We start from the raw sequence: 18,172 nt of genomic DNA, 5'->3' as shown, positions 1-18,172 counted from the left end.
CCCGCGACTGGGCCGCAAGGAGGAGAGAAAATGAACTACTGGCTGTTCAAATCCGAACCCTCGGTTTTCTCCTTCGAGGCGTTGAAGGCCAAGGGCAATGCCGGCACCCAATGGGACGGCGTACGCAACTACGCCGCCCGCAACAACATGAAGGCCATGCAGGTCGGCGATCTCGGCTTCTTCTACCATTCCAACGACGGGCTGAACGTGGTCGGCATTGCCGAGGTCTGCGCGCTGGCCCATCCCGACACCACGTCGGATGATCCGCGCTGGGAGTGTGTCGACATCCGCGCCGTCAGGGACATGCCGAACCCGCCGACGCTGGACGAAGTCAAAGCCAATCCGAAACTGGCCGAGATGGCGCTGGTGCGGCTCGGACGGCTTTCCGTGCAGCCGGTGACCCCGGCCGAATGGAAGGAAGTCTGCCGCATGGGCGGCCTGATGCCTGCGCCGTGACGGCACTTACGCCCGATAGCGCCAAGCAATTCATTCTCGACAACACGGCGCTGATGGCGCCGCCGCATGTGCCAGAAATTCGCCTTCACCTCGCCGACGAAGCGCATGATCTCTGGCAGCGAACAGAGGACGAACTTGTCGAGATCGGCCTGCCGCCGCCCTTTTGGGCGTTTGCCTGGGCGGGCGGCCAGGGCCTCGCCCGCTATGTCATCGACAATCCCGATATGGTCCGAGGCAAGCGCGTGCTCGATTTCGCTTCGGGCTCCGGACTCGTCGCCATCGCCGCCGTCAAGGCGGGCGCTGCCGAGGTAACCGCCGCCGACATCGACCCGTTCTGCGCCACCGCGATCCGCCTCAACAGCGAGGCCAACGGCGTCGGCATCGCGTTCCTCGGCACGGACTGTGTGGGCACCGATGCGGGCTGGGACGTGGTCCTGGCAGGCGACGTCTTCTACGACAAACCCTTCGCCGACCGGCTGATGCCGTGGTTTTCGACGCTCAAACGGCGTGGCGCCGACATTCTGGTCGGCGATCCCGGCCGGTCCTATCTGCCGCGATCGGGGCTGGAGCCGCTTGCCGTCTATCAGGTGCCGGTGACAAGGGCGCTGGAGGATGCCGAAGTCAAACGCACCACGGTATGGCGACTGCTTGACGCCATCGCCGAACAGGCGTTTCCATAAAACCGCACAGGAGGGGAACGCATGGATTTTTCAGCGGTGAATTGGCTGGCGGTGATCGCCGCCGCCGTCGTGGCCTGGCTGTTCGGCGCCGCCTGGTACATGGCGTTGAGCAAGCCCTGGCTGAAGGCCGCCAGGCTCGATCCGGCGACGATGAAGAAATCGCCTCTGCCCTTCGTCATCTCCTTCATCGCCGAACTGCTGATGGCCTACATCATGGCCCTGGTCGTCGGCGCGATGACGGGTGGTGAGCCGACCTGGCTGGCCGGACTGATCTTCGGTTTCGTGCTTTGGCTGGGTTTTGTCGCCACGACGCTGTCGGTCAACCATCGCTACGAGAATTTCGGCTGGGACCTGACTGTCATTGACGGCGGTCACTGGCTTGGCGTGCTGTTGATCATCGGCGCGGTGATCGGCTGGTTCGGCGCCGCTGCAAGCTGACGGTGCGTTGACGATGGCGGATAAGTCCGGATTTCCCCGCGACCTGGTGTTCACCAGGATCTGTCACGTCAAGCAGGGCTACGACGACCGGCGCCGGCACATCGTGCGCGAGTTCGACCGGCGCGGCGTGCCGGTCACCTTCTACACCGACTGGGACAGGGCGGATATCACCCCGGAAATCCGTGCTGAATTGGTCGCTCCCGATTTTGTCCACCCGGCGCAGGTCTCGCTGGCGCTGAAGCATGTCGGCATCTGGCGCGACTTCCTCGAAACCGACCTGCCCTATTGCCTGGTCTTCGAGGATGACGTCTTCCTCGCGCGCGACTTCGTCGCCAAATTCCGGCAAGGGCTGGCCGAACTCGGCAGCCCGATGCGCAAGGCCGTCATCTATTTCGGCAACGGCAGCAACTACTACACGCCGAGCTGGAAATTGCGCAGGGGCCAGAGGCTCTACCCGGCACTGCATGCCAGGTGCGCGGATTCCTATCTCATCACCCGTCCGGTCGCCGAAGCCCGTTGTGCCTGGATCGATCAACACAAGATCTACACCGTGATCGACCACCAGATCGAACAGATGGACGAAAAGCTGGGCGTTGAGATGCTGTGGTTCGAGCGGCCAATCGTCGAGCAAGGCAGCGAAAACGGTGCGTTCCAGACTTCCGTCGCCGGCAAGATGCAGCCGCTGCTCTACAAGAAGCTGAAATGGAACGTGAAGAAATACCGACGCATGATCTTCGGCCACAACGCCCGGTCCTGAGGGACTACACCTTGTCCGCTGTCCGCGTCCTGGAAACTTCCTCTAGGACCCATTCGCGGAAGGCGACAATGCGGGGATCGTCGGCCATGGCCTGGGGATAAACCAGGAAATAAGCGTATTCCGGCGCAACCCTGATGCTGAGCTCAAAGGGCCGCACCAGCCGGCCCTCGGACAGGTCGTTTGCCACCATGGCGAAATCGGCGAGCGCGACGGCATTGCCGTCGAGCGCTGCCTGCACCGCATCCGTCGATGTGCCGAAGACCACGGTGCGGCTGTCGTCGAAATCGTTGATGCCGGCCGCCGCCATCCACATGCGCCAGTTCGGCCATGTCACGCCCTGGCGGGCCCATTCGATATGGGCAAGCGTGTGGTTGAACAAGTCGCGCGGCTCGCGCAGGGGCGGCCCCGATGTCAGGAGGCCCGGACTGCACACCGGAATGATGATGTTGTCGAACAGGCGGTGTGCGCTGAGCCCCGGATATTTGCCGGCGCCGAAGCGGATGCCGACATCGACGTCGTCGAGATCGAAATCGCGCAAGCCATAGGCGATGTCGAACCTGAGTTCGATGCCCGGCCGCTGCTGGCGGAAATTCTCGACGCGCCGCATCAGCCATTTCGCCGCGAACTGCGCATCCAGCGTCACCTTCAGGAATTCGGTGCCGCGCGCCATCTTGCGCGCCCGCATCACGGCGCGGCCAAGCAGGTCGAGCGTGTCGGTCGCCGCCTCGTAAAGCACCGTGCCCGCCTCCGTCAGCCGGATGGTGCGGCTGGTGCGGGTGAACAGCACGATGCCGAGCTGATCCTCGATTTCCTTGATCTGGTGGCTGACGGCGGCAGGCGTCAGGCCGAGCTCGTCGGCGGCGCGGGTGAAATTGAGGTGCCGGGCCGCCGCCTCCAGCGTCCTGAGCGCCCGCGTTCCCGGCAAGAGCGCTGCCATCAGTGTGCGGCCTGATCGAAGCGGCTCATGGAGCCTTAATCCTCAAATAAAACTTGATGATCAGACAAGAACTACTCGTTTCCCGTTGGTTTTTCAATACAGCATGATTGCAGCATCAAAGACACCATCAAACCGGATTTGATCTCCGGGGAATACGGATCACCTCATGTCTCACATCGCTCTTCGCCCTGCATACATCGCCCGGCCAGACTGGCTGTCGGCTGCCCGTACCTGGCTGCGGCAGGCCAAGGTCGCCGTCAACCTTCCTCACCAGAACGTCGAGGACCTCTCCGATCGCCAGTTGCGCGATATCGGGGCCGGCCGCAGGGACATCGCCCGGGCCATGGACCGCGAGACAGGCCGGTTGGGCCTTCTCGACATCGGCTGGCAGCGGAACAGGAAGGGATAAGCGAGCAGGGGAGTAGGATGATGCAGCTTGAGCGTGTCTGCTGCCGCTGAAGACTTCCCTATTCCCTATTCCCTATTCCCTATTCCCTATTCCCCTATCTCACCACCCTTACCACTGTCCGGTCCGACAGCAGCGGCAAAAGCCGCGCCATCGTGCGCGCGGTCACCGCCACGCAACCTTCCGTCGGCGTGAAGCCGGGACGCGCCAGATGGAAGAAGATGGCGCTGCCGCGCCCGCGCCGGCGCGGCGCGATGTTCCAGTCGAGCACCAGGCAGGCGTCATAGAGCCGGTCGTCGCGCCGCATGCGTTCGTGGCTGGCGCCGTAGGGAATCTTGACCGGCCTGTTATAGTTGCGGTCGTCAGGCACTTCGCACCAGCCGAGGTCCGGCCCGATCGGCGCCATCGCCAGCCGCGTTCTGCGCCCGGCGGCAAACTGATCTCCCCGGAAATAGCCCGTCAGTATGCGCATCGAAGCGAGCGGCGTGGCGCCGTCGCCTTCGCGCTTGCCGGCCGAGATGCCGCCACGCCCCAGCGCGCACGCAAACACCGTTTTGCCGGCCTGCAGCAGGCCTTGGCATGGATGGCCGGGCCGAGCCCGCACGGTCAGCACGCGCAGCCGTTTTGCCAAAATTGCGCCGGCTGCATTGCGATCGCGTTTTTTCTTGTATGATCGTGCCACGGAACAAATCACTGTGATCGGCTATTGTGCCGGCCAGCTTCCGCATAAATACGCAGCGGTCAACTGAATTCACTTTTCAAAACAACGGATTGATCCATGACCTCACGTACCATCCTGATCGTCGATGACGATGACGACCTGCGCGGCACACTGGTCGAGCAACTGTCCCTCTACGAGGAATTCGATGTGCTGCAGGAAGCGACTGCGGCAAAAGGCGTCACCGCTGCGCGCGGCGGGCTCATCGACCTGCTCATCATGGATGTCGGTCTGCCCGACATGGACGGCCGGGAGGCGGTGAAGATCCTGCGCAAGGGCGGCTACAAGGCGCCCATCATCATGCTGACCGGCCACGATACCGATTCGGACACGATTCTGGGTCTCGAGGCCGGCGCCAACGACTATGTGACCAAGCCGTTCCGCTTCGCGGTGCTGCTTGCCCGTATCCGGGCGCAACTGCGCCAGCATGAGCAGAGCGAGGACGCGACCTTCTCGGTCGGCCCCTACACCTTCAAGCCCAGCCAGAAACTGCTCATCGACCAGCGCGGCGGCAAGGTGCGGCTGACGGAAAAGGAAGCCTCGATCATCAAGTATCTCTATCGCGCCGACCAGAAGGTGGTGACCCGCGACGTGCTGCTGGAGGAAGTGTGGGGATACAATTCCGGCGTCACCACGCATACCCTGGAAACCCATGTCTACCGTCTGCGCCAGAAGATCGAGCGCGATCCTTCCAATGCTGAAATTCTTGTGACAGAAAGCGGCGGCTACAAGCTGGTTCCTTAAACATTTCACCATTCAAATGAGCGGTTCGGGCGGGGCCGCTTTCGGGTACGATCCTGTTGGAGGGGGATTCTGGGATCGTACCGCAGAGGAGGGATTGGACTGACCGTTCGGGGACACAGCTAGATGGCGCTGGATGACGACATCCGCATCCTGTCCGCCGTGAGGCTTTTCGAGGGCTTCACGCAGGAACAGTTGCGCCTGCTCGCCTTCGGTGCCGAGACCACTTTGGTGCAGGCCGACCACAAGCTTTATCGCGAGGACGACGTGGCCGACTCGGCCTATGTCGTGGTCAGCGGGCGCATCGTGCTCTATCGCGAGCAGGATGGCGAGCGCATCCCGATCGGCAAGGTCGGCCCAGGCACGATGCTTAGCGAGCTGGCGCTGATCGCCGATACCAACCGGCTGACCAGCGCCTCGGCCGAAATCGACTCGGAAGTGATAAGGCTGAGCCGCAAGATGTTCCGGCGCATCCTGGAGGAATACCCGGAATTGGCGGTGAAGCTGCATCAGCGCATCTCCGAGGAATTCCACGACATGATCCGCCGCATCGAGGAATTGGCGCCACGATTTTCGGGTTGACCTGGCATTTGACGCCGCAGGTGTCGAGATTCAGGTCAGGCCGAGGCGAAAACGGCGGACTCCGAGAAGCGTACTAAAGTACGTGAGCACAGTTCTACTGCGACGTAGTAGAACTGGGAAGCGCAGGAAGCCGCCGTTTGCAGGCCGGCTTCACCTGAATATCATAAACTTAATCCAGGGCGAACCGGGCAATCACTGGCACATGGTCCGACGGCCGGTCCCAGCCACGGGCGGCTCTAAGGATCTCATAGCCGGCAAAACTGGGCAGCAGGTTTGGCGACGACCAGACATGGTCGAGCCGCCGGCCGCGATTGGACGCCTCCCAATCCTGCGCGCGATAACTCCACCAGGTATAGAGCTTCTGTTCCGGTGGCACGTTGTGCCGCATCAGGTCGACCCAGCCGCCGGCGCGCCGCATCGCCTCGAAGTTTTCGGCCTCGACCGGCGTGTGGCTGACCACGTTGAGCAGTTGCTTGTGCGACCAGACATCATGCTCCAGCGGCGCGATATTGAGGTCCCCGACCAGCACCGACGCCGATACCTCGCCATGCTCGGCCCGGATGGCGTTCATCTCGGCGACGAAATCGAGCTTGTGCCTGAACTTCCTGTTGATCTCGGGATCCGGCTCGTCGCCACCCGCGGGCACGTAGAAATTGTGCACCAGGATGGTCTTGCCGCCGGCCTGTACCGTCACCGACAGGTGCCGGCTGTCCTCGATGTCGCAAAAGCGGCGCTTTTCGACCACCTCGATCGGCCGCCGCGCCACCGTCGCCACGCCGTGATAGCCCTTCTGGCCATGAAATGCGATGTAGGGATAGCCGACCTTGCGAAAGGCTTTTTCGGGAAAGAGCTCGTCCGGGACCTTGGTTTCCTGCAGGCAGAGCACATCGGGCGCGTACTCATCGAGCAGGCGTTCGACGATCGGCATGCGCAGGCGCACGGAGTTGATGTTCCAGGTGGCGATCGAAAAGGGCATGCGGAGGGTCCGGCAAGAGATCGCCATTCTACTGCCAGCCGCGCGCCGCAAAAACAAGCCAGCCCGCTCCGCTAACGGGCCTGGCTATATCGGCGGGCCTACCGCGTCTTGGTGTTCAGCTCGCGATTGGCCGTATAGTCGATGGCGAAGGTGTCGGGCGCGAAGCTGACGCCTTCCTTGGTGTTGAAGATCATCACCGTCGTGTCCTTGCCCTGCGCGTCGGTGATCGTCCACTGCCGCAGATCATAGGTTTTCGGGTCGAACATCATGGTGATCCGCGCATTGCCGAAAACCGACTTGTCGGAAAGCTGGATGGTAGTGAGGTCGTCTTCTTCCTTGACGCTCTTGACGCGGTTGCCGGAGAGGTCGATACGGTCGTCGAGCAGCAGTTTCAGCGGCGTCTTCGACAGCGGATAAAGGTCCGACGTGTTCAGTTTCTTGTTGAGTATGGCAACCGATCTGCCGTCGGAAATCACCCGGAAATTCGAAGACCCGTCATAGTTGAAGCGGATCTTGCCCGGCCGTTCCAGGAAGAATTTTCCGCCGGTCTGCTCGCCCTTGGGGCCGAACTGGACGAATTCGCCGCTCATCGATTTGACCGCCGAGAAATGGTCGGCGATCTTCTGTGCCGCCGCGGGCACAGCCGCCTGCGCTGAGGCCAGCAACTCGAATCCGGGCACCACGTTAAGTGCGGCGGCACCCGCTAAGACCAGGCCGAGGCCAACCAACTGGCGGCGTGTCGGGGCAAAATCGCTGAGCGCTGAAAGATCGTTTTTCATATCGGTCACTCTCGTCCGGTTCCTGATTTGGCCGCTGTCGTGAACCCCCAGTTGGGCTGAAGTTTGGCGAGCCGATCGCTGCTCAGTCGGTGAACGCGCCAGAAGGTTCAAAGTTGCCGCGGACTCTGCACTGTCAGAACTTGTCGTCTTCTGTCGGCACCAGGATTTCGCGTTTTCCGGCATGGTTGGCCGGGCCGACAATGCCTTCCTTTTCCATCTTCTCGATAATCGAGGCGGCTCTGTTATAGCCGATGCCCAGACGCCGCTGGATGTAGCTGGTCGAGGCCTTGCCGTCGCGCAGCACCACCGAAACCGCCTGATCATAAGGATCGTCGGAATCCTCGAAATTGCCACCGCCACCGCCGCCCGAACCGGCCTTGCCGGACGGCTCGTCGGCGTCCTCGCCGTCGTCCTCGGTGATGGCGTCGAGATATTCCGGCACGCCCTGCAGCTTCAGGTGCCCGACGATCTTCTCGACCTCGTCATCGGAGACGAACGGCCCGTGCACGCGCTGGATGCGGCCGCCGCCGGCCATGTAGAGCATGTCGCCCATGCCGAGCAGCTGCTCGGCGCCCTGCTCGCCCAGAATGGTGCGGCTGTCGATCTTGGACGTCACCTGGAAGGAGATGCGGGTCGGGAAGTTGGCCTTGATGGTGCCGGTGATGACGTCGACCGACGGACGTTGCGTGGCCATGATGACGTGGATGCCGGCCGCGCGCGCCATCTGCGCCAGGCGCTGCACCGCGCCTTCGATGTCCTTGCCGGCGACCATCATCAGGTCGGCCATTTCGTCGATGATGACGACGATATAGGGCATCGGCTCGAGATCGAGATTCTCGGTCTCGTAGATCGCCTCGCCTGTCTGGCGGTCGAAGCCGGTCTGCACAGTGCGCGAGATCTTTTCGCCCTTCTTCTCGGCCTGCTGCACGCGTGCGTTGAAGCCGTCGATGTTGCGCACGCCGACCTTGGACATCTTGCGGTAGCGGTCCTCCATCTCGCGCACGGTCCATTTCAGCGCCACCACCGCCTTCTTCGGGTCGGTGACCACGGGCGTCAGCAGGTGCGGAATGCCGTCATAGACGGAGAGTTCGAGCATTTTCGGATCGATCATGATCAGCCGGCACTCCTGCGGGGTGAGGCGGTAGAGCAGCGACAGGATCATGGTGTTGATGGCGACCGACTTGCCCGAACCGGTGGTGCCGGCGACCAGCACGTGCGGCATCTTGGCGATGTCGACGATGACGGCTTCGCCATTGATGGTCTTGCCCAGCGCCAGCGCCAGCTTGGCCTTGGTCGTCTCGAAGTCGCGGCTGGCCATGATCTCGCGGAGGTAAACCGTTTCGCGCTTGGCGTTGGGCAGTTCGATGCCGATGGCGTTGCGGCCCGGCACCACGGCGACGCGGCAGGCGATCGCGCTCATCGAACGGGCGATGTCGTCGGAAAGGCCGATGACGCGCGACGACTTGATGCCCGGTGCGGGTTCGAGTTCGTAAAGGGTGACGACCGGACCCGGGCGAACGGCAATGATCTCGCCCTTGACGCCGAAATCCTCCAGCACGCCTTCGAGCAGGCGCGCATTCTGTTCCAGCGCGTCCTTGGAAAGACTTGGGTCGCGCGCGACATTCTTCGGTTCGGACAGGAAATGCAGCGACGGCATTTCGAACGTGTCGGAGCCGATCAGCGAGGTTTGCGCCTCGCGCTGGACGCGGGCGCCCGGTACCGGTCGCGCCGCCGGCGCCTCCACCCGGGTGGCGGCATCGGAACGGAACTGCTGGACCTTGGCCGTGGGAGCACGCCGCTGCGCGACGGGCTCGTCATCGAAATCCATATCCGCGTCGTCGCGGCCGAAGGCATCGTCGTCGTCCGGGTCGACGGAGACGCTGCGGTCGTTGACCATGGCGGCGAAGAATTCCGGTTCGACACGGGCGCGGCCGTCATGGCTCATGCGCTGCTCGGCGAACTCGGCCGACTCGACGCGTTCGGCGGCCCGGCGCCAGGCGCTGGCGCGCGGCTCCATCTCCGGTTCGAACTCGTCGCGCTCCTGCCTGCGGCGCACCGCGCGGCGATGCATCCACGCGCGGAAAGAAAGCCACCAATGGGTGATTGCGCCGAGCGCCAGTATGCCCTCGTCGCCCTCGTCCTCGTCATTGTCGAACAGAAGCTCGTCCTCGCGCGGGTCCGCGGCGGCCGGTTCTTCCATCACGGCGAAGCCGTTCTTGCGCCCGAGCAGCGCCGCGCCATGGGCGAACAGCCAGAGCGCGGGCGCAGCCAGCACTATGGCGAGCACGCTGGCCACCAGCCCGGTTGGATAGCCGCCGATGAGGACACCGGGGATCTTTAGCACCATGTCGCCGAAGACGCCGCCGAGGCCGGTGGGCAGCGGCCAGGTCTTGGGCGGAACGATGCAGCCGGCGATGGCGGCGGCGAGCAGCGCGAAACCGAACCAGAACAGCCCGCGCCTGGGCAGCCGGTCGACGCCGCGCGCCGAAAACAGGAGGTATCCCCAGATCACTGCCGGAACCAGCGCGGCGACCGCGGCAAGGCCGAAGAACTGCATGGCGAGGTCGGAGAACACCGCGCCGGCATAGCCCATGGCGTTGGTGACGATGTTGGCGGTGGCATGCGAGAAGCTTGGATCGGCGACGTTCCAGGTCGCGAGGCTGGCGACGGCGAAGGCCGTGAACGCGAACAGGCCGGTGCCGATCAGCCGGCCGACCTGGCGCCGCGCGAATGCCTGGATGCCGTGCCCCGTATCGGTCAGCGCGAGCGGTGCTGAAGCCCCTGAACGCATGCTCTTCCCCGTCAGTGATTGCCTGGCCGCAGCGCATGACGCACTCCGGCAGATTCGGATGCCAGACTAGGCGTGGGAAGGTTAAGGGCGCATTAACTATAAGGCCGTGGGGGCCGTCCTTTTGGCACCGACATCTACCAGTGACCGCACCATAAGAAAAATGGCGGGCGCCCTGGCCCGCCATCCATTCGTTGGGCTGGGCAGCGTGCTACTTGCTGGCGCCGCCGAGCATCTTCACATTGGCGCAGAACTCGGCGTGCGGCTTGCTCATCGCAGCGTCCTGGCATTCCTTCATCATGGCGTCCTGCTTCTCCTTCGGCATGGCCATGAAAGCTGCCTTGAATTCCTCCATTGGCTTCATGGTCTTCATGCTGGAATCGGTGAAGAACGGCGCCATGTTGTCCGGCTCGTCCAGTGCGCCGGCAAATGCAAAGCCGCTGACCATGGAAAGTGCGAGTGCCCCGAGGCAGATATTCTTGAGGTTCATGAGAAAATTCCTTCCCTGTTTCAAAATCACGAGCGTCAGAACGACGATCGCCTCCTGAGTTCGGCGACAGAGCGGTCGATGTTTCCTCGAAAAGCTTCTTCACGCGAACGTGATTGCGTGGACTCGGACGAAGCGAGAACGAATTTGCAAAAAAAGAGGCCCGGAGCGATCCGGGCCTCAAGGCGTGACCTCCTTGCGGGAGCATCACGACGGGATCCTTTCAAAGCAATTCCAGCAGAAGGGATTCGCGGTTTTCCCTCCGGAATTGCGCGGCAAACATGGGGCCGGCGGGAGGAGGGTTCCGCCGGCCCGTTGGCAAGGATGCCTTACGGCACCACTTCGCCATGCTGGGAGATGTCGAGGCCTTCGACTTCTTCCTGGGTCGTCGGACGCAGGCCGACCAGCGCCTTGACGACGTAGAGGATGACGAAGGTGGCAACCGCCGTCCAGACAATGGTGACGGCGACACCGTAGATCTGCTTGCCGAGAGAAGCGCCCGACGAGAGGCTGTTGATCGCCGGGTCGGCAAGCACGCCGGTCAGCAGGGCGCCGACCACGCCGCCGACGCCATGCACGCCGAAGGCATCGAGCGAGTCGTCATAGCCGAACATGTGCTTCACCTTGACCGCCGAGAGGTAGCAGACGACGCCGGCGACGATCCCGACGATGAAGGCGCCGGTCGGGTTGACGAAACCGGAAGCCGGCGTCACCGCGACGAGGCCCGCGACGGCGCCCGAGATGATGCCGAGCACGGAAGGCTTCTTGGCGATGATCCATTCGGCGAACATCCAGGCCAGTGCCGCGGCGGCGGTGGCAACCTGGGTGTTGAGCATGGCGGCACCGGCAAGGCCGTCGGCCGCCAGTTCCGAACCGGCGTTGAAGCCGAACCAGCCGACCCACAGCAGCGATGCGCCGATGACCGAATAGACGAGGTTGTGCGGCGCCATGTTGGTGGTGCCATAGCCTTCGCGCTTGCCGAGAACCAGTGCACAGACGAGGCCCGCGACACCGGCATTGATGTGAACGACCGTGCCGCCGGCGAAGTCGAGCACGCCAGCCGTACCGAGGAAGCCGCCACCCCAGACCCAATGCGCGATCGGCACATAGACGATCAGCAGCCACAGTGCCATGAAGATCAGCAGTGCCGAGAACTTGAAGCGTTCGGCGAAGGCGCCGGCAATCAGCGCCGGCGTGATGATGGCGAAGGTCATCTGAAACATCGAGAAGACGAATTCAGGGATGTTGGCCACACCCGGCAGCCACAGGCTGGCGGTGGTGATGCCGTGGTGGAAGAATTTCGAGGTGCCTCCGAGATAGGCATTCATGCCGCCGCCGTCGGAAAAGGCCAGCGAATAGCCGAACATGAACCATAGCACCGTCACCAGGCAGGTGATGGCGAAGCTCTGCATGACGGTGGCGAGCACGTTCTTCTTGCGCACCATGCCGCCGTAGAACAGCGCCAGGCCCGGGATGGTCATCATCAGCACCAGCGCCGTGGAGGTCAGCATCCAGGCGGTGTTGCCGGTATCGAGCACCGGGGTGGGTGCGGCGGCAGGTGCCGCGGCAGCGGCAGCGGGTGCGGCTTCCTGCGCGAAGGCGGCGACGCTGCCCAGCGCTGCGAGAGCGAGCGTGCCCAGAAGGGCCGCCCGTCCCGTCGTCTTCAAGGTGGAAGGAATATTCATTGAACTCTCCATTGGAATACGTGTTCGCCGCTCAGAGCGCGTCGCTGTCTGTTTCGCCGGTGCGGATGCGCACCGCCTGGTCGATGCCGAAAACGAAGATCTTGCCGTCGCCGATCTGGCCGGTCTTGGCCGCGGCGGTGATGGCTTCGACGGCCTTGTCGACCATGTCGGCCGCGACCGCGACCTCGATCTTGATCTTCGGCAGGAAAGAGACCGCGTATTCCGCCCCCCGATAGATTTCCGTATGCCCCTTCTGACGCCCGTAGCCTTTGACTTCGGTGACGGTCAGGCCCTGGATGCCGACGGCGGTAAGCGCTTCGCGTACCTCGTCCAGCTTGAACGGCTTGATGATTGCCATCACGATTTTCATAGGTTCACCCTTTGCTGTTGCGGTGCCCCGCGTTTGCACGACTTCACCGATCCCAAAGAGCCGGAGAGTGCCCCCAAGGATTCAAGCTCCGTGCCAAGTGCCGAAGCAGGGCGTTAACCTATTGGAAACAAAGGGAATGGAGCGCCCGCCGCCAATTGCTGTATGCATGTGCGGCACGCCGCATGCTCAAAATTTAAGCAATTTTGTGAAATTGCCTAATTTGCCGGCTTTGAGCATGATCAGGAAAAATGGAATCGGCTTTCGCAAAGAATCTTGCTCAAACAAGACTCGCGAATGCTCAACGCTTGAGCCGGATCAACCCTTCCTGTGCCATCGAGGCGATCAGCGTGCCGTCACGGGCATAGAGCGTGCCGCGGCTGAAACCGCGCGATCCCGAACTCGAGGGGCTGTCCTGCGCATAAAGCAGCCAGCCGTCGAGCGAATGCGGCCGATGGAACCACATCGAATGGTCGAGGCTGGCGGCCTGGATGTCGGGATCGAACAGGCCGCGCCCATGGGCGAAGGTCGAGGTGTCGAGCAGCGTCATATCGGAGAGGTAGGCGAGCAGCACCGACTGCAGCCCGCGGTCGTCGGGAACCGGCCCGGCAAGGCGGATCCAGACGTTCTGCCGGGGCGGCAGCTTGTCGCGGCTTTCATAGTGCTGGAGGTTGACCGGCCGCAACTCCAGCGGCCGCTCGCGCGCCCAGAAACGGCGAACCGCCTCCGGTACCCGGTCGGCCGTTTCGAGCAGCTGGCGCTGCGTCTTCAGCCCTTCCGGCGGCGGCACGTCGTCAGGTAGCGCGAACTGGTGCTCGAGCCCCTTCTCGTCGACCTGGAACGACGCTTCCAGCGAAAAGATCGCCTGTCCGTGCTGGATTGCCAGCACCCTCCGCGTGGTGAAGGAACCGCCGTCGCGGATGCGATCGACCTCGTAGATGATCGGCACCTTGATGTCGCCCGGGCGCATGAAATAGCCATGCAGCGAATGCACGAAACGGTCGGGCTCCACCGTTCGCTGCGCCGCCACCAGCGCCTGCGCGATGGTCTGGCCGCCGAACACGCGCTGCCACTCCACCTGGGGGCTGCGACCACGATACAGATTGTGTTCCAGCTTCTCGAGGTCGAGAATGCGCAGAAGCTCGTCGATCGCCGCCGTCATGTTTTGTGACCTCGCCGCAAAATTGCTATGGCGGTTTCCGACAGGAAGAACGAGCCGTCAAGGGCGCAAGCCCCGTAGGCGCGCAAGGAGCCAAGACAATGGAACGCAAGGCGGACGCCAAGGCCAGATCCGGGATCGATGTTCTCGTCGCGGGTGCCGGCTATGTCGGCCTGGCCGCCGCGGTCTCGCTGAAACAGGCTCGCCCGGGCCTCGCCGTGGCGCTGGTCGACGCGGCGCCCGCCGGTTCCTGGCAAAGGGATGGCCGCGCTTCCGCCATCGCCGCGGCGGCCTGCCGCATGCTCGACCAGCTCGGCGTCTGGGCCGAGATCGCGCCGAAGGCGCAGGCGATCACTGAGATGATCATCACCGATTCACGCAGCGCCGATCCGGTGCGCCCGGTCTTCCTGACCTTCGGCGGCGAGGTGGCGCCGGGTGAGCCTTTCGCGCATATGGTCGCCAACAGGGCGTTGAACGGCGCCTTGCGGGCCAAAGCCGAACAGCTCGGCATCGACATCATCGAAGGCGTGGCGGTGCAAGGTTTTGAGACCAATGGAGCCGGCATGTCAGTGCATCTGGCGGACGGCGCCACGTTGGCAGCGCGGTTGCTGGTTGCCGCCGATGGCGTCAATTCGAAACTGCGCGACATGGCCGGCATCAAGACGGTCAAGTGGGAATACGGTCAGTCCGGCATCGTCTGCACCGTGGCCCATGAACGCCCGCACAACGGCCGCGCCGAAGAGCATTTTCTGCCCGCCGGCCCGTTCGCCACGCTGCCGCTGATACCCGACGAGGACGGCACCAACCGCTCTTCGATCGTCTGGGTCGAACGGGCGGAAGATGCGAAAACGCTCGTCGAAGGCGACGATCTCGTCTTCGAACACGAACTTGAACAACGTTTTGGGCTGAAACTTGGAGAAATCCGCGTCGCCGACAAGCCGCGCGCCTGGCCGCTTGGTCTCACCATCGCGCGCGCCTTCGTGGCACCGCGCATCGCGCTTGCCGGCGATGCCGCCCACGGCATCCATCCGATCGCCGGCCAGGGGCTCAATCTCGGCTTCAAGGATGTGGCCGCCCTTGCCGAGGTGATCGTCGAGGCCGACCGGCTCGGCCAGGACATCGGCGCGCTCGACGTGCTGGAACGCTATCAGCAATGGCGCCGTTTCGACACGGTGCAGATGGGCATCACGACCGATGTGCTGAACCGGCTGTTTTCCAACGACATCACCCCGCTGCGCACCGTCCGCGACATCGGCCTCGGTCTCGTCGAGCGTATGCCGCGGCTGAAGGAGTTCTTCATCCGCCAGGCATCGGGACTATCCGCGGGCACGCCGCGCCTGCTGAAGGGCGAGGCGATTTGATCGTCTCGCTGACTTGACGTCGCGGCCTGTGGGCTGCGCCGCGTCGCTTCGCTCCTTGCTCCGCCATGGGGATGAGAATGCAGCGGGAGTTTCGCGCCAATCGCCGAGGCTGGCGATCTCAGTTCACTTCAAAACCAAGCTTCTGGCGCAGCCGCAGCATGCGCTGGTCGGGTATCTTCAGGCTCTGCTCTCCGCCCTGAGCCACCCGGTTCAGCATTTGCAGCAGATCGTCCCGTTCGTTCGGGTCGAGGCGTTCGCGCAGGAAGGGCGCCAGCTTGTCGATGACGATGGTAGTGTCGTCTATCTGGGTCGCGGCCCACTTGGCATAGACAACCGCCTCGTCGGTCTTCTTCGGCCCGGCTGCGATCTGCGAAATCACCTCGCGAATGACGGCCTCGCGCCGCGGCAGAACAGGGCCATCTTCCGAAACGATCGCGGTGATCAGCGTCGCTGCCGCCACCACCGGATCATCGATCGCCGTCAGCGGCGAAAGCGCGGCCTGCTTGCGCAGCTTCTTGCGCCGGATGTTGCCTTGAACGCGCCCGACGACTTCGGCGACCTCGCGCGCGGCGTCGTTCATCGCCTTCATCCGGTACCACCACAATGCCGCCGCTCCGAGCACGCCAAGGACAGCAATCAGGAAAGGCATGTCCAAATCCCCCAAAGTCTTGGGCGACGATAGGAGAACTCGTGGCTTGCTTCAACACGCAAGAATTGAGTCCCGGCAAGGCAGGACCTTCGCTCAACCGAACGCCCAGGTTTATAAGGGAGCGCAACGCATGACAGGGAATTATGACCCCGGCACGTTGTAGATCGCGCGCACTTCGATCGTACCGATTTCGGCCAGCGGAATCTCGCCGGCGATGTCCAGCGCCTCGTCGAGATCCTTCGCTTCGATCATGACGAAACCGAGCAACTGCTCCTTCGTTTCCGCGAACGGGCCGTCGGTGATCAGCTGCTTGCCCTTGCGCCGCCGTACGGTCTTCGACGTCTTCACCGATTGCAGTGCCTGCGCGATGATCAGCTTGCCTTGTTGATCCAATGACCTGTCATAGGCCAGCGAGTCGGCATCGAGCTTGGCGGCACCCTCGGCGGTCATGGCATGGAGCTCTTTTTCCTCACCATAGACCAGGCAGACATATTTCATTTCGAGCTCCCTTCTTTTGAAAAACCATAGGCTGCGGCGACAGCCATGTCAGCCTTGCCCGCGGCCGTTGCCGCATGGTCGAGAAGGCATGCCGCGACCGTGATGATGGCAAGCGCCGCCAGCAGCCTGCCGAGGCCGGACGCCGGCGGGTCCAGCCAGAAGTCCTCCTGTCGCCCAGGCCCGCGGCCTGGCCTCTTCCACAGCGCGAAAAACAGATTGTCCATGTCAACCTCCATCGGGCCACAAATCCCGTGGCCTCCCGCAGGACGGCCGGCCCGGATGGAAGCCGACATTTTTGCGTGGGTATTTTTTCGGCGGAAAGGGCCGTCATCGTGCCGTGGTCCAAACAGCGCAGTGGTCTTCGCCGACGTCCGCGCTATAGTTGGCCGGACGCTGGCTCACCCAGGACAAGTTCACGACAACCCAGGAGGACTTCATGGACCGCACCGCAAACGCCGTCTGGAAAGGCAATTTGAAAGACGGCAAGGGCACGCTCGACACGCAGAGCGGGACCCTGAAGGGTACGCCCTATTCGTTCAAGGCGCGCTTCGAGGACGAAAGCGGCAAATCCGGCACCAATCCGGAAGAACTGATCGCGGCCGCCCATGCCGGCTGCTACGCCATGCAGCTGTCGCATTTCCTCGCCGAAAACGGCACGCCGGCGCAAGAACTCGACGCCAAGGCCGTGGTGACGCTGGTTCCCGGCACCGGCATCACCGGCAGCGCCATCACCCTGGTCGGCAAGGTGCCCGGCATCGATGCGGCGAAGTTCAAGGAATTGGCCGAGAAGGCCAAGGCCGAATGCCCGGTCTCTCAAGCGCTTGGCGCGATCAAGGTTTCGCTCGACGCCAGGCTTGGCTGAAGGGCTTGGCCTGAAGTGACAAACGCCGGCTCCAGGGCCGGCGTTTCTGCATCGGAGATTGGCGAAAGTGGTTCAGCATCCAATGTTCCCCTCGTGGGGAGATGCCCGGCAGAACAGAGGGGGGCGCCGTCCCGCCGACGTCTCGGATTGGTGGCCTCAAACCCCCAGCGTATCAAGCCGGGCGCGAAGGGCCGCGACTTCCTGCTCCAGCGCCTCCAACCTCGCTTCCAGATGGGAGGCAGGCGCGGCCGGCGCACTGCGCTGAGCCGAGAGAGCGGCAACATCCACTGGACCGGCGAGCAGATGCACGTAGCGGTCCTCGCGCTGGCCCGGCCCGCGTGGGATTTCCTGGACCAATGGCGGCCGGCGGCCGATCAGCATGTCGAGTTCGCCGCGCAGGTCTTCGATCGATGAAAACCGCGCCATGCGCTCAGCTCGCGCCAGGAGTTCATGTGCCGTCTGCGGTCCGCGCAGCAAGAGCAGACCGAGCAACGCGGTCTGCGGCGTGGTCAGTGAGAAACGCTGCGCCATCTGATGCTCGTAGCGCTCGACGCGTGAACCGAACATCTGCCGGACCAGTCCTTTCTGCTCCAGCAGCTTCAACGCCCTGTGCACCTCCGTCTGTTCCAGCGTCATGACAGGCTCGCGCGCCGTCTTCTGGTTGGCCGCGGCAAGTGCCGCGTTGAGCGTCAGCGGATAGACGTCCGGCGTCAGCTCCTTCTTCTCGATCAAGCAGCCAAGCACGCGGGCTTCGGCGGGAGAGAGGATGGGAAGGTCTTCGCTCATTGGATTGGTTATTTTCTACCGATTCTTGGACAGCATGATTTTGACAGACATCCGAGAAGC

22 protein-coding genes are annotated in these 18,172 nt (G+C 63.2%); 9 read left to right on the top strand and 13 right to left on the bottom strand.

Annotation, left to right across the window (positions count from 1 at the left end; all coding sequences use genetic code 11):
* Positions 1-30: 30 nt before the first annotated feature.
* Genes FJ954_RS03985 through FJ954_RS03970 form a run of 4 tightly spaced genes read left to right on the top strand, consistent with a single transcriptional unit; the run spans position 31 to position 2,331 of the window.
* Positions 31-456, top strand: a complete 426-nt coding sequence (locus FJ954_RS03985) for an EVE domain-containing protein (RefSeq protein WP_140660474.1) — start codon at positions 31-33, stop codon at positions 454-456.
* On the top strand, positions 411-1,136 hold the full coding sequence (locus FJ954_RS03980; RefSeq protein ID WP_174361965.1) for a methyltransferase: 726 nt from the start codon (positions 411-413) through the stop codon (positions 1,134-1,136). The genes FJ954_RS03985 and FJ954_RS03980 overlap by 46 nt, the downstream gene beginning before the upstream one ends.
* A gap of 21 nt (positions 1,137-1,157) precedes the next feature.
* Positions 1,158-1,574 carry a DUF1761 domain-containing protein gene (locus tag FJ954_RS03975; RefSeq protein ID WP_015315061.1) on the top strand — a complete coding sequence of 139 codons (417 nt, stop codon included), beginning with the start codon at positions 1,158-1,160 and terminating at the stop codon, positions 1,572-1,574.
* 13 nt (positions 1,575-1,587) lie between these two features.
* Positions 1,588-2,331 (top strand): glycosyltransferase family 25 protein, encoded by a 744-nt coding sequence (locus FJ954_RS03970; RefSeq protein WP_140660473.1) that lies wholly within the window; start codon positions 1,588-1,590, stop codon positions 2,329-2,331.
* Between the two features lie 4 nt (positions 2,332-2,335).
* On the opposite strand, the gene gcvA is transcribed toward FJ954_RS03970, so the two are convergent.
* Positions 2,336-3,268, bottom strand: a complete 933-nt coding sequence (gene gcvA / locus FJ954_RS03965) for a transcriptional regulator GcvA (protein WP_140660472.1) — start codon at positions 3,266-3,268, stop codon at positions 2,336-2,338.
* 166 nt (positions 3,269-3,434) lie between these two features.
* On the opposite strand from gcvA, the gene FJ954_RS03960 reads away from it, so the two are divergent.
* Positions 3,435-3,677 carry a hypothetical protein gene (locus tag FJ954_RS03960; RefSeq protein ID WP_015315058.1) on the top strand — a complete coding sequence of 81 codons (243 nt, stop codon included), beginning with the start codon at positions 3,435-3,437 and terminating at the stop codon, positions 3,675-3,677.
* 94 nt (positions 3,678-3,771) lie between these two features.
* On the opposite strand, the gene FJ954_RS03955 is transcribed toward FJ954_RS03960, so the two are convergent.
* Positions 3,772-4,308 (bottom strand): L,D-transpeptidase, encoded by a 537-nt coding sequence (locus FJ954_RS03955; RefSeq protein ID WP_181177744.1) that lies wholly within the window; start codon positions 4,306-4,308, stop codon positions 3,772-3,774.
* A gap of 144 nt (positions 4,309-4,452) precedes the next feature.
* On the opposite strand from FJ954_RS03955, the gene FJ954_RS03950 reads away from it, so the two are divergent.
* Positions 4,453-5,136: a response regulator transcription factor gene (locus tag FJ954_RS03950; RefSeq protein WP_015315056.1), complete on the top strand. Its 684-nt coding sequence runs from the start codon at positions 4,453-4,455 to the stop codon at positions 5,134-5,136.
* A gap of 123 nt (positions 5,137-5,259) precedes the next feature.
* Positions 5,260-5,715 (top strand): cyclic nucleotide-binding domain-containing protein, encoded by a 456-nt coding sequence (locus tag FJ954_RS03945; protein ID WP_015315055.1) that lies wholly within the window; start codon positions 5,260-5,262, stop codon positions 5,713-5,715.
* Between the two features lie 169 nt (positions 5,716-5,884).
* Here the strand turns inward: FJ954_RS03945 and FJ954_RS03940 are convergent, their stop codons facing one another.
* The 7 genes from FJ954_RS03940 to tesB form a co-directional block, all read right to left on the bottom strand.
* Positions 5,885-6,691 (bottom strand): exodeoxyribonuclease III, encoded by an 807-nt coding sequence (locus tag FJ954_RS03940; RefSeq protein WP_140660470.1) that lies wholly within the window; start codon positions 6,689-6,691, stop codon positions 5,885-5,887.
* 98 nt (positions 6,692-6,789) lie between these two features.
* Complete coding sequence (locus FJ954_RS03935) at positions 6,790-7,470, bottom strand: outer membrane lipoprotein carrier protein LolA (RefSeq protein WP_140618433.1); 681 nt, start codon at positions 7,468-7,470, stop codon at positions 6,790-6,792.
* Between the two features lie 133 nt (positions 7,471-7,603).
* Positions 7,604-10,261, bottom strand: coding sequence for a DNA translocase FtsK (locus FJ954_RS03930; protein WP_140660469.1), 2,658 nt, complete (start codon positions 10,259-10,261; stop codon positions 7,604-7,606).
* 208 nt (positions 10,262-10,469) lie between these two features.
* Positions 10,470-10,748: a hypothetical protein gene (locus FJ954_RS03925; protein ID WP_015315051.1), complete on the bottom strand. Its 279-nt coding sequence runs from the start codon at positions 10,746-10,748 to the stop codon at positions 10,470-10,472.
* A 326-nt stretch (positions 10,749-11,074) separates the two neighbouring features.
* Complete coding sequence (locus tag FJ954_RS03920) at positions 11,075-12,430, bottom strand: ammonium transporter (RefSeq protein ID WP_015315050.1); 1,356 nt, start codon at positions 12,428-12,430, stop codon at positions 11,075-11,077.
* Positions 12,431-12,461: 31 nt separating this feature from the next.
* Entirely contained in the window at positions 12,462-12,800 is a 339-nt protein-coding gene (locus FJ954_RS03915) for a P-II family nitrogen regulator (protein WP_015315049.1), read from the bottom strand.
* Positions 12,801-13,098: 298 nt separating this feature from the next.
* A complete protein-coding gene (tesB, locus tag FJ954_RS03910; protein ID WP_140660468.1) occupies positions 13,099-13,959 on the bottom strand; it encodes an acyl-CoA thioesterase II in 861 nt (286 codons plus the stop codon).
* 98 nt (positions 13,960-14,057) lie between these two features.
* On the opposite strand from tesB, the gene FJ954_RS03905 reads away from it, so the two are divergent.
* Positions 14,058-15,317, top strand: coding sequence for a ubiquinone biosynthesis hydroxylase (locus tag FJ954_RS03905; RefSeq protein WP_140618363.1), 1,260 nt, complete (start codon positions 14,058-14,060; stop codon positions 15,315-15,317).
* 118 nt (positions 15,318-15,435) lie between these two features.
* Here FJ954_RS03905 and FJ954_RS03900 read toward each other — a convergent pair whose 3' ends face one another.
* The 3 genes from FJ954_RS03900 to FJ954_RS03890 all read right to left on the bottom strand — a co-directional run bounded on the left by FJ954_RS03900 (position 15,436) and on the right by FJ954_RS03890 (position 16,688).
* The gene (locus FJ954_RS03900) at positions 15,436-15,966 is read right to left on the bottom strand and encodes a hypothetical protein (protein ID WP_015315046.1); all 531 of its coding nucleotides are present in this window, start codon (positions 15,964-15,966) and stop codon (positions 15,436-15,438) included.
* A 141-nt stretch (positions 15,967-16,107) separates the two neighbouring features.
* Positions 16,108-16,464, bottom strand: coding sequence for a YciI family protein (locus tag FJ954_RS03895; RefSeq protein ID WP_015315045.1), 357 nt, complete (start codon positions 16,462-16,464; stop codon positions 16,108-16,110).
* Complete coding sequence (locus FJ954_RS03890) at positions 16,461-16,688, bottom strand: hypothetical protein (protein ID WP_015315044.1); 228 nt, start codon at positions 16,686-16,688, stop codon at positions 16,461-16,463. The genes FJ954_RS03895 and FJ954_RS03890 overlap by 4 nt, the downstream gene beginning before the upstream one ends.
* Positions 16,689-16,900: 212 nt before the next feature.
* Here FJ954_RS03890 and FJ954_RS03885 point away from each other — a divergent pair, with 212 nt between their 5' ends.
* Positions 16,901-17,326, top strand: coding sequence for an OsmC family protein (locus FJ954_RS03885; RefSeq protein ID WP_015315043.1), 426 nt, complete (start codon positions 16,901-16,903; stop codon positions 17,324-17,326).
* 156 nt (positions 17,327-17,482) lie between these two features.
* Here FJ954_RS03885 and FJ954_RS03880 read toward each other — a convergent pair whose 3' ends face one another.
* Complete coding sequence (locus FJ954_RS03880) at positions 17,483-18,112, bottom strand: DUF480 domain-containing protein (RefSeq protein WP_140660467.1); 630 nt, start codon at positions 18,110-18,112, stop codon at positions 17,483-17,485.
* Between the last annotated feature and the right edge of the window lie 60 nt (positions 18,113-18,172).

The organism is Mesorhizobium sp. B2-3-15 (assembly GCF_006442875.1).
Taxonomy (GTDB): domain Bacteria; phylum Pseudomonadota; class Alphaproteobacteria; order Rhizobiales; family Rhizobiaceae; genus Mesorhizobium; species Mesorhizobium australicum.
Note: the sequence above shows the minus strand (reverse complement) of the source record. Positions and strands in the feature narration are given on the sequence as shown.